General features: G+C 63.0%; 12 protein-coding genes. 9 read left to right on the top strand and 3 right to left on the bottom strand.

Going from position 1 to position 14,114, the window contains the following annotated elements; all coding sequences use genetic code 11:
- Positions 1–249 precede the first annotated feature (249 nt).
- Positions 250–1,359, bottom strand: coding sequence for a tyrosine-type recombinase/integrase (locus ACWDTF_RS14660; RefSeq protein ID WP_449754578.1), 1,110 nt, complete (start codon positions 1,357–1,359; stop codon positions 250–252).
- A gap of 132 nt (positions 1,360–1,491) precedes the next feature.
- On the opposite strand from ACWDTF_RS14660, the gene ACWDTF_RS14665 reads away from it, so the two are divergent.
- Together ACWDTF_RS14665 and ACWDTF_RS14670 are read left to right on the top strand one after the other, a co-directional pair.
- On the top strand, positions 1,492–1,872 hold the full coding sequence (locus tag ACWDTF_RS14665; protein ID WP_449754579.1) for a hypothetical protein: 381 nt from the start codon (positions 1,492–1,494) through the stop codon (positions 1,870–1,872).
- Positions 1,873–2,008: 136 nt separating this feature from the next.
- The gene (locus ACWDTF_RS14670) at positions 2,009–2,398 is read left to right on the top strand and encodes a hypothetical protein (RefSeq protein ID WP_449754580.1); all 390 of its coding nucleotides are present in this window, start codon (positions 2,009–2,011) and stop codon (positions 2,396–2,398) included.
- A 22-nt stretch (positions 2,399–2,420) separates the two neighbouring features.
- Here the strand turns inward: ACWDTF_RS14670 and ACWDTF_RS14675 are convergent, their stop codons facing one another.
- Together ACWDTF_RS14675 and ACWDTF_RS14680 are read right to left on the bottom strand one after the other, a co-directional pair.
- Complete coding sequence (locus tag ACWDTF_RS14675; protein WP_449754581.1) at positions 2,421–2,708, bottom strand: helix-turn-helix domain-containing protein; 288 nt, start codon at positions 2,706–2,708, stop codon at positions 2,421–2,423.
- A gap of 430 nt (positions 2,709–3,138) precedes the next feature.
- Positions 3,139–4,977, bottom strand: a complete 1,839-nt coding sequence (locus ACWDTF_RS14680; RefSeq protein WP_449754582.1) for a hypothetical protein — start codon at positions 4,975–4,977, stop codon at positions 3,139–3,141.
- Positions 4,978–5,919: 942 nt separating this feature from the next.
- On the opposite strand from ACWDTF_RS14680, the gene ACWDTF_RS14685 reads away from it, so the two are divergent.
- The 7 genes from ACWDTF_RS14685 (at position 5,920) to ettA (ending at position 14,071) form a co-directional block, all read left to right on the top strand.
- Positions 5,920–6,693, top strand: a complete 774-nt coding sequence (locus ACWDTF_RS14685) for a hypothetical protein (RefSeq protein WP_449754583.1) — start codon at positions 5,920–5,922, stop codon at positions 6,691–6,693.
- Positions 6,694–6,841: 148 nt separating this feature from the next.
- A complete protein-coding gene (locus tag ACWDTF_RS14690; protein ID WP_449754584.1) occupies positions 6,842–7,201 on the top strand; it encodes a hypothetical protein in 360 nt (119 codons plus the stop codon).
- Positions 7,198–8,010, top strand: coding sequence for a hypothetical protein (locus ACWDTF_RS14695; protein WP_449754585.1), 813 nt, complete (start codon positions 7,198–7,200; stop codon positions 8,008–8,010). The genes ACWDTF_RS14690 and ACWDTF_RS14695 overlap by 4 nt, the downstream gene beginning before the upstream one ends.
- 68 nt (positions 8,011–8,078) lie before the next feature.
- Positions 8,079–8,450 (top strand): hypothetical protein, encoded by a 372-nt coding sequence (locus tag ACWDTF_RS14700; RefSeq protein WP_449754586.1) that lies wholly within the window; start codon positions 8,079–8,081, stop codon positions 8,448–8,450.
- A gap of 402 nt (positions 8,451–8,852) precedes the next feature.
- Entirely contained in the window at positions 8,853–10,739 is a 1,887-nt protein-coding gene (locus ACWDTF_RS14705) for a hypothetical protein (protein ID WP_449754587.1), read from the top strand.
- 963 nt (positions 10,740–11,702) lie between these two features.
- Positions 11,703–12,284, top strand: a complete 582-nt coding sequence (locus tag ACWDTF_RS14710) for a recombinase family protein (RefSeq protein ID WP_449754588.1) — start codon at positions 11,703–11,705, stop codon at positions 12,282–12,284.
- 113 nt (positions 12,285–12,397) lie between these two features.
- Positions 12,398–14,071 (top strand): energy-dependent translational throttle protein EttA, encoded by a 1,674-nt coding sequence (gene ettA, locus ACWDTF_RS14715; protein ID WP_449754589.1) that lies wholly within the window; start codon positions 12,398–12,400, stop codon positions 14,069–14,071.
- Positions 14,072–14,114 lie beyond the last annotated feature (43 nt).

A 14,114-nucleotide genomic window follows, 5' to 3' on the forward strand; every position in this document is an offset into this window, starting at 1 on the left:
AGTCCCTCGCCGACCACTAGGCTGGTTGGGAGTCAGACGGCGCCCATGTGCCCATCCGCGGATGCGCCCACGAGGCGATGAGATCAGAGCCTGAAGGAGATTTCGTAAGTGGCTGAGTTCATCTACACCATGAACTGAAATAGGGGGGTGCATGGAGCATCCCGTTTGTCAAACTACCTCTTCAGAGCATTATGGAACCCGCCATATCGGCGTTCCACTTGCACGCGGGTTGCACGCTTGCACGACCGGTCACCCGTAGAGCTTTGCCATCTTCTCCACGGCGCTCTCTTCGCTCCCAGGCAGAATGTGGACATAGGTTTCGAGCGTGATCGACGTGCCGCTGTGACCCAGGAGCTTGCTGACCGTCGCAACGTCGGTCCCCGCGTTGAAAAGATGGCTTGCGTAAGAGTGCCGGAGGTCGTGCCACGTCCAGGTCGCCCCCGCCAGCCGGATGACTCGCCCCGCGTTGCTGGCGTTCCACATTGCGCCGGTCTCGGTTTGGAATAGGGGGTCATTTTTCGACCGCTCGACCCGCTCCCGGTACGCGGTGATCATGGCGATGGTGGACGGTGGCATGGCGATGATCCGTTGTGCGCTAGCCGATTTCAGCGGTCCCCAGACCCATTCCCTCCCGCCCCGTGCCTGTTCCACAACGTGGATTTTCCCCGTGCGTAGGTCCACGTTTTTCGCCCTGAGCCCTGCGATCTCCCCGATCCTGAGCCCGGTGGTCGCCCCCACTTGAATCATGGTCGAGATCGGGTCATCCCACGCGCTGACCAGGGCTTTTATCTCCGCGACGCTCAAAACGTCCTCGGGCATAACCGCTTTGGCGCGAATCCGCTTCGACGTGAGGTGGGCGACCGGGTTGGTATCCGCGTACCCCCGCGCTATGGCGACTTCGAAAGCCGCCCTCAACTGCCTTGTCATGGTGCGGATGGTGGATTCGGCGAGCCCGGATTTCCGCCCGACCCCGCGCTCTCCCCGGAGCCCGTCACGCCATACGACGATCTCGGCGGTGGTCACGGCGAGCATGGATCGAAATTGCAGGTCACCCATGTTTTTCCGCAGGTGTTCCCGTTGCCCGCGTGTACCCGCCGTCGCCGCCTCTTTTGCCCACATCTCCAAGAACGCATCGACCGAGCAGGTGCCATCCACGACCTCGTAAGCGAGTTCGCGGATATCGACAAGGGGACCGGCGAAGGCTCTGTGCACTCTGCCGCGCTGTTCGGCTTCCCAGGCTAAGGCTTGCTGTTTCGTGCGGAAGGTCTTCGAGGGCTGTTTCCCCGTGCGACGGTCCAAGTACCTCGCCTGATACCCGGTGACGTTCCCTGCCGCGTCCTTTTTCGCCCTTACGCTCATAGATCGAGTTTATCTACCCGGTTGCACGGGGACGCGGGTTGCACGAATAGTTCTCTGACCTGGGGGTTTATCTTATTAAAAAGTCCTTGACTTTCCCTGGCTATAGTGATATGTGAGTGAAAGGAATCCCCAATGAAACTCACCAAACGTGCAGCGCAGATCGCTGCCACCCTCGCAATCGCCGGAGGCGCTGCCCTCGGCTTCTCCACCCTCGCCGCCACGCCCGCTCACGCGGATGTCCGGGAGGGCGATTACACGATGAGCCAGTCCGGGTCCGCGAACGGCTTGAATGGCGTGCCGTTCGCGGTCGCTGATGGATTCGTTTACGCGGATCTCCCCTCGGATCATGTTGCGGCTTATACGGTTTACGCGCTGCATCAGACGCCCAATGGTGGTTACGCGGATAACGGCTGGGGTGGTCGAATTGTCCTGCGCCCTAGCGGAAATGGCTATGTGGGCGAGCAGTATCTGGCTGGTGTTCGCGTTGCTGACATCGCCCTGACGCCGCGTTGAGGCACCGCGAAGTCCCCGCCCTCCTACGTGAGCCCCTGGTCATCTGCGACCGGGGGCTCACTGCTGTCTCAGCAATCGCTACCCCAAGATCGGGTACGGTAACCCTGAACTGATTACCCAGGGAGGGACTACCACCATGAACACTCGATCTCGCATCACCGCCGCTGCCCTCGCCACGGTTGGTGCGGCGACCCTCGCCACCGGGATCACGGGATCGGGGGAGGCATCAGCCCAGGTCGCAAGCGGGAAATACACTTACACCACCAGTGCCCCTGGCTCAGCGCGGGCGACGTGGGTGGTGACGGGGCGCGAGATGTTCCCGATCAGCGGTCAGAAGGGATCCTTGTCCGACCCCAGCGTCAACCCGTGGGTGCGCTACGCCTTGCATCAGACCCGCTCGGGTGGCTGGGCGGATAACGGCGTGGGTGGGCGAATTGTCCTGCGTGCCAAAGGAAATGGTTACGTGGGGGAAGCGTATTTCCTCGGCATCAAGACCGCTGACGTGAGGATGGTCCCCAAGCGCTGAGACCCCACCGAGAAACCCCTGGTTATCGACCGTGACCAGGGGTTTTTCTGCGTTTTGGTGTGTTCTCGACCTCGCGGTCGAGGTCTTCGAGCAGATCGTGAACCGTCCTGCCGAGCGGGCGCAAGTATGCCTCCATCTCCACGATGTCGAGGCGGCGTTCGCGAACCTCAATTTTGCTGACGGCGGTCTGGGGGATGTCAAGTCGTGCAGCGAGTTCCGCCTGCGTGAGACCGGCGAGCACCCGGTAACTACGGAGCACGCGGCAAAGCGCTTCACTGCGCTCCACGTAGCCACGCCCTCGCAACGTCATGCATCTGATCGTCCCCTGCCGGTTGTCATAGCCCAAGACTGGCTTAGATACCCGATTTTCGGGTACGGTCCAGGCTACCGAATGACCGATTTGGGGAGGACTTGCCTTGACCACGCCGCAACCGCCACAACCGCCACATCAGCCCCCGTGGGGTCCGACCGGCGCTTACGCCCAGCAACCCCCACAGCCCCCGTATCCGCCCCAACCCCCATTCCCCCCCTCTGCATCCCCTCAGCCCCCTCAGGGACCGTCTCAGCCGCTCCTGGACCGGCTCTTCCGCTTCCTCCGCACTCCGCGTGGGGTCATCGCCGCGATTGTCGCCGCCGTCCTCGCCGCGACCTTGACCATCACCGTCGCTGTGGTCGGGGCGAAAGCCGCTTTCGGGGATGAGGCGGAGGGGCAGCCCTTCACGATGAGTGAGGGCGGGGTCTCAATCTCGGGCTCGCTGGCAGTACCAAGCGGGTGGCAAATGCGCGAAGTGCCCTCGGGCGGGGAGTATCTTCTCAGCCCGGTCACGGATTCCCGCTCGGTGGATGAGTTGGTTTCGGTGATGCGGAAGTTCATCAACGGGGAGGCTGGGGTACGCCGTCCGCTGGCGATCATCGCGCTGACCGCCGTGAATTGCGATGAGACGAACGGGATTTCGACATCCGCTGACTCGGTGTGGGCTGACGGGTGGTGGACGCGGACCGAGACGGCTACGCAAGATATCGACTCGTACGAGTATGGGGTTGCTCGCCTTTTCGCAGTTCAGACCAGTCGCGACCTGTGTTCGGATGGGAGGAGACCTGTCCCTCAGGTCGTCTCGGTCGATGCGCAGTCTGGCGATTCTGCGCCTCGTACGGCGATGGATGCGGCGCGGCGAATCCTCCCCACGGTGCATGTCAATCGCTGACCCCACCCGCTCTTCTCGACCCTCGCGCTCACCCTGTGCGGGGGTCGAGTTGTCTGACCCCTCTGCTGCCCAGAAGCTCTCCCATGCAGCCCGCTCAGCGTCCGCTCCGTCGCCCCACTCCCGCTCCTCCCGTGCCTGGTCAGCGACCATTTCGGGGGTGGGGCTCTCCCGATCCCACGCCTCCCGCTCCTCCCGCATTGCGGCATCCCAGCGCGTGGACGCCGCGTATGCCTCGGCGGCGGGGTCACCCAGGTCCTCTGCCCAGCGCTCGCGGTCAGTGACTTCGCCGTCGCTCGGGATCGCACGCGGGTCGATCCCCTCAGGCAGAGCCCAGTACCCCCGCCAGCCCACCGCGTCTACGACACCCTGTTTGACCTGGGCGACGTGATCTCGGTCGTATTCCTCCCAGTCCTTGAACTTCCGCGCTCGGAAGTACACCTGACCTGGGAGTTTGGCGGGTCGCCGCTGCGTCATCATCACCGACGATCCGGGCAATAGCCCCTCACCGCCACGCCCGAACTCTGCGATCATGAGGTCGTCCAGCATCCCTCGCGCCGCCTCGCCCAACCCTTCCTCAAGTTCCGCCACGCGCAGTAGTCCAGTCAGCCCGGTTCCATGCGTGGCGATACTCTCGACTGATCGCGCGCCCGCGGGCTGAAACTCCTTGAGCGCGTAGGCAATTAAGCTCTCGGCGTTTTCGGGTGTGGGTGCTCCGCCTCGGACATCTAACGCGGTGTTCATCACGGCGTCTCCCCGCCGCGCTTGCCAGTGGCGGCGGACCATTCGATTGAGTTTCCCCAGTTCAGGGGCGTGATGGTCGTGGGTCCAGACCACCGCGTGGAGGTGGGGGTGGAATGTCCCCCAGGTCACTTTCGCGTTGATTTCACGGGTTGCGAGGAGCAGGCGCATCCCGCGCCCCCTGGTGTCTACTCCCAGCGCGTCCATGTACCCGGCTACCGCTTCCAACTGCTCGCGGAGGGGGGCGTCATCCCTGGTCGTGGCGGTGATGAGCCAGAGTCTTCCTGGTAGCCGCCCAGTCCAGGAGTCAGCTTCTGAGTCGAGGTGGGTCATCGCCGTGTCCCAGGCAACCTCACTCACGCGGTGGGCGCAATGGGGGCAGTCGGGGCGGCGGGCAGAGCACACGCCCAGAGAACCGCTGCTGGTCAGGAGGGCGGAGCGACCGTGCGGGTCAATGTCGAGCTTGGGGGAGTGTGTGGGGCGGCACGCGGTCAACGCGGCGGCGGCTTCGAGGGAGCGGCGGGTGGAGCCTCGGCGGCGGGCGATGAGGGAATCTAAGTCCGCGCCATCCGTGGGAGTGGTCCCGGTCACACTGGCGTAGTACCGCGTCAGGGCGGCGGTTATGGGGTTCGTCACCGGATCACCTCCGTCGCGTTTATCGGTGACGACCGGGCGCGATTTCTGAGGTGGGAAGGCTCGAAATCGTGAGCGGTCTACTCAGGAGAATAGGGCGGTCTGCTCAGCTTGTCGTAGAAAGACAAAAGCCCCGGCTAACAACCGGGGCTCCTGCCGAGTGATTTCGAACCTTCCATGAATCATTATAGCCGCGATGCTCGATGGTGCCACTGGCTTCGAGTCCGGTTTCCACCCCCCGATTTGCCCCTAAGTATTTAATTGTCACCTTCACGTCATCTATGCAGGTCAGACCATACAAAAACACTCGACCTCGTTGACTCCCAGAATCCGGCAGAATCACCGACTTGCATCGCGTTCGGCAGGAGGAGAATGAGGCGAGTCGTCGTCATTCGCTCCGCTGGCTCCGCGATGACTCCTCCCGCTCATCTCCCCGCCTCCGCTTGCTCGCGGCGCTCTGCTCGATTCGTGTCGCAACGGGTCATCGGTTTGTTGTTGGCTGACCTGCATAGATGACGTGAAGGTGATCATGCCTGAAAAGCCCCGTCTCTGCTTCTCCCAATTTCCTCTCGTCGCGCTTCCTCTTTCCCTCGTGACGCTGACCCGTCTGGACCTCCTGCCCCTGGTCCCATTCTCCCTCCTATTCCCATCTGATTCCCCTTTGCCGTGACGGCATATCCTCATGACTCATCCCCAGGTTGTCGTCGCGCTTGTCCGTGGTTATTCGTCACGATAATCATTGAGTAATCGTGATGGTGATTCCCTGGTTGTCGTTGCGTGGTTTCCCCGGTGCGATTGATCCCATTCTTTCCCCTAGTGAGAGTGTGAGCCGGCGATTGGGTTTCTGGTCATTTTAGGGGGTGTGACCTGGGGTTATTGCGAGGGTCTAAGTCCGAGACTCTCCCTGGCTATATTACTAGGTGAAAACGAGAGGAACCTTCCCGAATGATTGACCAAAATGCTCCTGGCGACACCGACTTTATCGTCGTGCGTGCCGCTGATCAGGGGCTGACAAACAGCCACCGAAAAGTGCTGGAATCACATTCTTTGCGTGAGCCGATTCTTGCTCCTGATGCTGGGGCTCATCACACAATCGGTCAGGGTGGGGTTATTGAGATTCTGCGGGTTGCCCCGAAGCAGGTGAGCGCGAAGGGGCATCCTGATTTGTCGGTGATGATTGACCCGGACCGCTCTCTCGCCGCTCATGACATCACGGCGAAGTTTCCCGGTGGCGAGGTCATTGACCTGCGTTTGTGGCTGCCCACGGTGACGGTAAAAGGGCTGGCTGAGCAGGGACTTTTCATCCGCGTCATCCCTGGCACGCTGTCCGTGAAGGGGAAGTTCGCGCAAGCCACGGGTGAACTCGTCCGCCCCCGCTCTGCAACCGAGGCTGCGGAAGCCCAGGTCGCTGCCGCGTTGTCTCCCGAGGAAATCGCCGCGATTGCTGCCCAGGTTCGCGCTGATGAGACGGCTCGTTTGCGCGAGGAGATCACCGCGTCGGTCACCGCGAGGGTTCGCGCTGAGGTCGCCCACGAGGTCCAGGCGGCGCTGAGCGTGTTCCTGGCGGGTCCTGAGGCGGTTTCCGAGGCTGCCGCACCCCAGGACCGCGAGGACGGCGCTGAGGATGATTTCGGCGATTTCGATTCCCCTGTTCCTGCTGATGCTCTCACTACCGATGAGGACGATTTCGGGGACTTCGAGGGAGGGGATGACCAGTGAATCGCCAGTCCACCCCGCCTGTTCCCCCGGTGGTTGCCGCGCTCCGTGTCGCGGTTCACCGTCCGAATTGCCCGCTAACCGTCATGGCGCGCGCCGCCGAGGTCGCCCACCAGCCCGTCCCCGCCCCTTACCCCGAGAGGAGTTTTCGATGAGTAGCCCCCTTTCCCCCTATGACCCGTTCGCCGAGGAGGGTCCGACCTTCGGTGATAACGTCAAATCCACTGCTCGCGGCGCTCGCGCCACCGCCCGTTTTGGCGGGTGGTTTTTCCGAGGGAAGATCAGATTTTTCCTGGTCATCGCTATCGCCTTGGTGCTGGCTGGCGGGTGCAACCCGGTGGGTTTCCTTTTCCCCGATAAGTCCAACCACCAGATCGCCCAGGAAGACGCCCAGAAGCAGGCTCAGGAGCGCCAGGAGTCCGCCAAAGAGTCACCCGCTGACTTGAATAGCCTCGCTCGCCAAATCCGCGATGAGATGAAGCGCCAGGCGCAGGACGGGGGTGCGCGATGAGTAGCCCCCAGAATCGCCGTCGCTTCCTCCCGACCCTCGCTCTGTTCCTCGTGGTTTGGGTGGGTGCTGGTCTCGTGATCGGCGCGATCCAGACCATGTTCCAGGACCCGATCAGTGAAGTTTCCGAGGTCGATTGGGATGCCGTGAAATCCGGTCAGCCCCAGCCCACCACCCGCGTGGGATCATCCGATCCGGCTTCTTACCTGACCAGCGACATGACTGCCGATCAAGCGTTCGCGGAGGTGAGACGCCGCGCGCCATCGGGTGGTGTTTTCAACCCTGGTACCACGGGGCTCTGGGGTGTTCCTCAGGAGGTCGTGACTGCCGCAGATGCTCTGCGCGACAGGGTGTTTCCCGTGGTGTCGAAGTCGGGCAAGCGGTGGTTCTCGCCCGTTCAGGTGATCGTGAAAGACCAGGATGCGTCGCCTCAGATGACGCCCGCTCAGAAGCAGTTGCTAGCGAGTGACACTTCATTCCCGCAGGTCATGCAGATGCCGCTCAGCCCCTGGTCGGGGTTGCTCCCGAGCGCGAAGTGGTGGGCGGCGAGTGTCGCGGTCTGCCCGGATGCGGCGAGCGGTGGGGGATTCTGCCGTTACCAGGTGGACGTGAGGAACGCGTGGGCGGCGGCGATCAAGCCTCTGAACAGCGCGAATCTGCCTGCGCCCACCCTCACGCAGCTAGCGACTTTCCAGGGGGCGTGTGTCGACCCGCTGACCAGCCAGGGGACCACGCAGACGGGATTCTCGCGTCAGAGTTACCCCGCGTGCGCTGCCGCCGCTGCATGGGTCAGCGAGTACGAGTTGCCTTGACCCACCCCAGATTTCCCGTCCAGATGTCGGGGAGAAGTAAGAACACAACACAGAAAGAAGGAAATCACATGAGTACCAACACAATTGCAAGCGCCCGTAAGGGGATGACCGATGCTGAGGAGTTGATCCCCGCCCTCGTAGCTCTGGTCGCTGACCGCGAGTACGCCAAGTCCAGCATCCCCCGCAGTCGATTCAAGAACAGCGCCGATCTCGCCGCGATCACCGAGTTCGCGGACGCCACGATTGACACGCTTTCCCCGCCCGCCGCTGTGCTGACGGCGCTGACCTCGATTGTCACCGCGCAGATCGACGCGGAGATTGCCGCCGAGTCCGCGAAGGCTGCTCGTGCCGCCGCGATTGCCGCCGCAAAGCGGGGCGAACTGCCGACCCCTAGCGCCGTGACCAGCGACTTCGATGATCTGGACGGCGAGGACGACTGAGATGAGTAACCCGAGTGAATCGACTTCCCCAGTTCATGTCCGTTTGGTGGTCGCGCCAGCCGGATTCTGCCCCGGTTGCGTGAGGACCAAGCGGAAGCTCAGCGCCGCCATTAGCGCAGGTCAAGTGACGGTCATCCCCGGCGATTCTGACGCGGCGATCAGTGTCCTCGCTGACCTGGATGATCTGGCACCTGGTGCGAAGCGCGCCGCCCCGGTAGTCGTGGCTTACGCGGCTGACGGTACCCCGGTGGATGCCTGGTCAGAGATGCGGGAGGCGAGGACTGATGCTCTCGCCCTTGCTCTCGCTGAGAACGTCCCGGTCGCCGCCTGATCGACCTTCCCCACGCGAGTGGGGGTTACCCCGCCCCAGCCCCAGGGCACCACAGACGAAAGGAGGGCACGATGATCAACTTAGGTTTCGACTACGACTCGAATATGGCTGCGTCGCATCAGATTCCTGGACTCAACCCGAGGAAGGACCGCAGGGATCGCATCTACCTCAAGTTCATGCTGAAGAATTTCAGTGCGCTGCAACCGATTGCCGGGTGGAGCGTGACGAACCCCCCGACGTGGCGCGACTTGGCTTACGTGGCTAGAGTGGATCGCCCAGGGCTTTTTGCCGCACTCTCGCGCTGGTGGGTTACTTACCTGGTTGCCGCCCCGTTCCTCGTCCTGGGGCTCTTGATTCTCCTTGGTTCCCCGACTTCCCCCGGCGCTCTTCTCGCCGCGTTGATCTTCGCGTCTCCTGGCGTCGCGTTGCTCGCCGCGAGCGTTCTCCTGGGGCGTGGGGGCTCTGACCGCTTTGTGGGTGGGACTCGCGCTACGAAGGAAGCGGCGTTACGGCGGGTGGCGAACCTCGCGTGGACCAGCCATCTCGCACCGGGTCTGGGGATGCTGGATGTTTCACACGGGTGGAATCCGAGCCGCCGCCGCTACTACGAGGGGATGCGAATCGCATACGCGGAGAAGGGTTCTCGCAGGCTCCCGTTCGCCACTCTCCTGAATCCGGCGTTACCCGCGAGCGAAAAGGTCGACTTGGCGATGGTGATTCCGATCCCTCCGGGTAGCACTCGCCCCCGTGTAATGCAGTGGGGAACCGAAGTGCTCGCCCCGGCGATTGGCGCGGCGCGTGTCGTGGCTATCGGTCACACGGTGGGGGCTGGCGAAGGGCATGAACACGTCAAACTGCGGCTGGTTTTCCAGGAGCAGCCTGCGATCCCCAGCGCCACCCTCTCTGACCTGCGTAAAGTTCTTGGACAGGCTCCCGATAACTGGTCACTCTTCGCCGGTATGTCGATGGAACGCACGCCGGTCTGGCTCGACATGGGCAGCCACATGTTGATCGGCGCGACTACGGGTGCGGGTAAAACCGTGACCCTCCACGCGCTGCTCGCCCAATTACGCTTGCGCTCTTGCGATACCCACTACGCGGATCTCAAGAACGGGGATGGCAGCAAATCGTATGCGGCGCTTGAATCCCTCTGTTCCGCCACGGGTAGCATCCAGGGGCTTTGGAGTCAAGCGGACCATGTGAACAACCTGATGAGCGAGCGTTACGCGACCCTGGCTCGCCTCGAAATGGACGGGGCGGGGGAGGCTGAGATCGAGGCTGAGCGAGTCTCCTGGACTCCCACTTACCTGGTTGTCGATGAGATTGGGCTTCTCGAAAAGTCCTCTGGCGCAAAGAGTCCTGAGGAGGCAGTCAAAGCCGATCTTCAGCACCGCCTCTTGCGGAACGTGGCTCAACGTGGTCGTGGTGCCTTGGTTTTCCTCATCTTGATCGGTCAGAAAATCAACGCCGATGTGGTGCCTATGCATGTCCAAAAGAATTGCAAGACAAAGCTTGTCATGAAAATTGACGATGAGTGGACGATTGAATCGCTCATCGCGGGCACCGCCGACACCATCAGCCAGGCGAAAGCGGATTTGATGACTTCGCAGACGCCTCGCGGCTTCGGCTACCTCAGCGCGGAGGGTCACCAGACCGTGGCGCTCCGAACTGTGTGGATGGATGAGGTGACGGGTGACGTGAGGAGGGCGCTTCAGGAGTTGGGTCCAGTGCCCCAGACCCCACTCCCCGCGCTGAGCATCCCTCAAATCGCGGAGCGGGTGGCTGATCGCGGCGCTGATTCCGAGATCGACCCGCTCTTGGCATCTCGTCAGGGTGGGGCTGAGCCCACCACCGATACCCCCGCTGACCTACGCGAACAGATCCGTGAGATCGCGGATCCCACGTTCGATCTCTTGGAGTTCACTGATGAGCCCCAGGCGGAGGGGACGTGGCGCTAGTCCGCCGCGCGACCCGCCCCGAACTTCTTGAAAGGAACACAATGATGAACACCACGACAACCACGACCCGAGACCCCCGAGACCAGCCCGTCCCCGTCGCCACGCTTGCCCGTGCGCTCCATTGCTCCTGGCGCACCGTGTATCTCGCGCCCGAGGAGGAGCGTCCCACGCTGCGCGAATACCCGGCGTTCGCTGCGCAAATTGCCGCGTCGCGGACGGTGCGAGAGACAGCGCGGGCGCTCGGCGTTCACCCGAATAGCATTCGGGGGAGGATTGACGCTGGTAGCCTCCCCACGCTGACCCTGCTGGGGAAGACGCGGGTGCTCACGGGGGATGAGCCCAGCCGTGCGGCGACCATTGCCGCTGGTCTCGCGCTCGATGGCACCGAGGACCCTGACAATCTCTCGTATCATCAGCGGTGGCTGGCACGGGCTGCTTTCGACCTGGACCCTGCGGGTCACCAGGGGAGGGCGGCGCTTGCCCGGGCGATTGAGGCAGCGTGGGATCGTCGGCGCAAGCGTTGACTCGTTTGCGGGCTCTCCGCCCGCGACTATTCTAAGAGTCATCTTCCCCACGCAAGTGGGGGTTACCCCATCGCTCAGCGAGGGCGCGGAGCGCTCTGCACCTTCCCCACTTCGGTGGGGGTTACCCGTTCTTTTGGATCTGCATCGGCATGACCGGCACCTTCCCCACGCGAGTGGGGGTTACCCCGACCCTTGGACGGTTGACTGGATAGGCACTGCCTTCCCCACGCGAGTGGGGGTTACCCCGAGAGCCCCGGCACCACCCCGTGCTGGGGCTTTTTCATGCTCAATCCCTTGCGACAAAACTAGAGCATTGTCGCGGGCGTCATGGGAACCCATCGCCCACGCGAAACCCCAGGTCGCGCCGCGACAAAAGTTGCGTCAAAAAGGGTGCGCCAAAACCTTGTGTCAAAAGTGTTTTGTCGCGTACTCTAGGTGCATGAGCGATACCGCCACTGTCACCCCGTACGTTCTCGGTTACGCGAGGGTTTCGACCACTCATCAGAGTCTCGACCAGCAGACTGACGCGCTGACTGAGGCTGGCGTCCCCGCCGACCGGATCTATTCGGACAAGCTCACCGGGAGCACGATGAGCCGCCCCGGTCTCGCGGCTCTCCTCGCTGCTGCCCGTGAGGGTGATGTGATTGTCGTGGCGGGCATTGATCGCTTGGGGCGCAGTGCTGCTGAGGTCATGTCCACGATCAAAGACCTTCTCGAAAAGGGCATCATCATCAAATCGCTCCGTGAGGGTGTTGATTCATCGACGGCGGTCGGTCGCGCCGTCTTCGGTGTGATGGCGAGCATGGCGGAACTGGAACTTGAACTTGGGAGGGAACGCCGCGCCGCTGCCCGCGAGGCTCGCGCTGAGCGGGGACTACCTACGGGTCGTCCCGCCGCGTTGGACGATGGGAAGGTCGCCACGTTGCGCCGGATGCACGCGGCGGGGGAGCCTACGGGGGTGTTAGCGGAGACTTTTGGTATCTCGCGGCGGACGGTGCAGCGTCTCGTGAGGGGCGACTGACCCGCCCCACTAGGATCGAGGATAAGAACCGCTCGCAACCCCTGCCGCCGACGATGAGGCTGCAAGTGGGTTGCACGCAAGAATCGTTCCGCCGCAGGTCAGGAGTGCAATTTATGCCAGAATTTGTGTACACGATGAAGAAGGTGCGTAAGGCGCACGGCGACAAGGTGATTCTCGATGACGTCACGATGTCCTTCTTCCCCGGCGCCAAGATCGGCGTGGTCGGTCCGAACGGCGCGGGTAAGTCGTCGATCCTCAAGATCATGGCCGGCATCGACCAGCCGTCGAATGGCGAGGCCTTCCTCGACCCCGACGCGACGGTCGGCATCCTGCTGCAGGAGCCGCCACTGAACGAGGAGAAGACGGTCAAGGAGAACGTCGAGGAGGGGATGGGCGAGATCAAGGTCAAGCTCGATCGCTTCAACGAGGTGGCCGAGTTGATGGCCACCGACTACTCCGACGAGCTCATGGAAGAGATGGGCAAGCTCCAGGAGGACCTCGACAACGCCGACGCCTGGGACCTCGACTCCCAACTCGAGCAGGCGATGGATGCGCTGCGTTGCCCGCCCGGCGATTCGCCGGTCACCCACCTCTCCGGCGGCGAGCGGCGCCGCGTGGCGTTGTGCAAGCTGCTGCTGGCCAAGCCCGACCTGCTGCTGCTCGACGAGCCGACCAACCACCTCGACGCCGAGAGCGTTCTGTGGCTCGAGCAGTTCCTGGCGTCGTACCCGGGCGCCGTCCTCGCCGTCACCCACGACCGCTACTTCCTCGACCACGTCGCGGAATGGATCTGCGAGGTCGACCGCGGAAAGCTGATCCCCTACGAGGGCAACTACTCCACCTACCTGGAGAAGAAGGCCGAGCGTCTCGAGGTCCAGGGCAAGAAGGACCAGAAGCTGCAGAAGCGGCTCAAGGAAGAACTCGCCTGGGTCCGGTCGGGTGCCAAGGCCCGCCAGACCAAGAACAAGGCGCGTCTGGCCCGCTACGAGGAGATGGCGACCGAGGCGGAGAAGACCCGCAAGCTCGACTTCGAGGAGATCCAGATCCCGACGCCGCCGCGCCTCGGTGACGTCGTCGTCGAGGTCAGTCATCTCGACAAGGGCTTCGAGGGTCGCGTGCTGATCAAGGACCTCTCGTTCACCCTGCCGCGAAACGGCATCGTCGGCGTCATCGGACCCAACGGCGTCGGAAAAACGACCCTGTTCAAGACCATCGTGGGCCTCGAGCAGCCGGATTCCGGAACCGTCAAGGTCGGCGAGACGGTCAAGCTCAGCTACGTCGACCAGGGGCGCGCCAACATCGACCCCAAGAAGACGGTGTGGGAGGTCGTCTCCGACGGCCTCGACTACATCGAGGTCGGACAGAACGAGATGCCGTCGCGCGCGTACGTCAGCGCCTTCGGCTTCAAGGGCCCCGATCAGCAGAAGCGGTCCGAGGTGCTGTCCGGCGGTGAGCGCAACCGGCTCAACCTCGCGCTGACCCTGAAAGAGGGCGGCAACCTGATCCTGCTCGACGAGCCGACCAACGACCTCGACGTCGAGACACTCGGATCGCTGGAGAACGCGCTGGAGAAGTTCCCCGGCTGCGCCGTGGTGATCAGCCACGACCGCTGGTTCCTCGACCGCACCTGTACCCACATCCTGGCGTGGGAGGGCAACGTCGAGGAGGGCCAGTGGTTCTGGTTCGAGGGCAACTTCGAGGCCTACGAGGCCAACAAGGTGGACCGACTCGGTGCCGACGCGGCCCGGCCGCATCGCGTGACACACCGCAAACTGACCCGCGACTGAAACTCGCCCGCGATGGGGTAGGTCTCGCGGCGCGCGGTCGATA

It is taken from the genome of Gordonia sp. NPDC003422 (genome assembly GCF_053588675.1).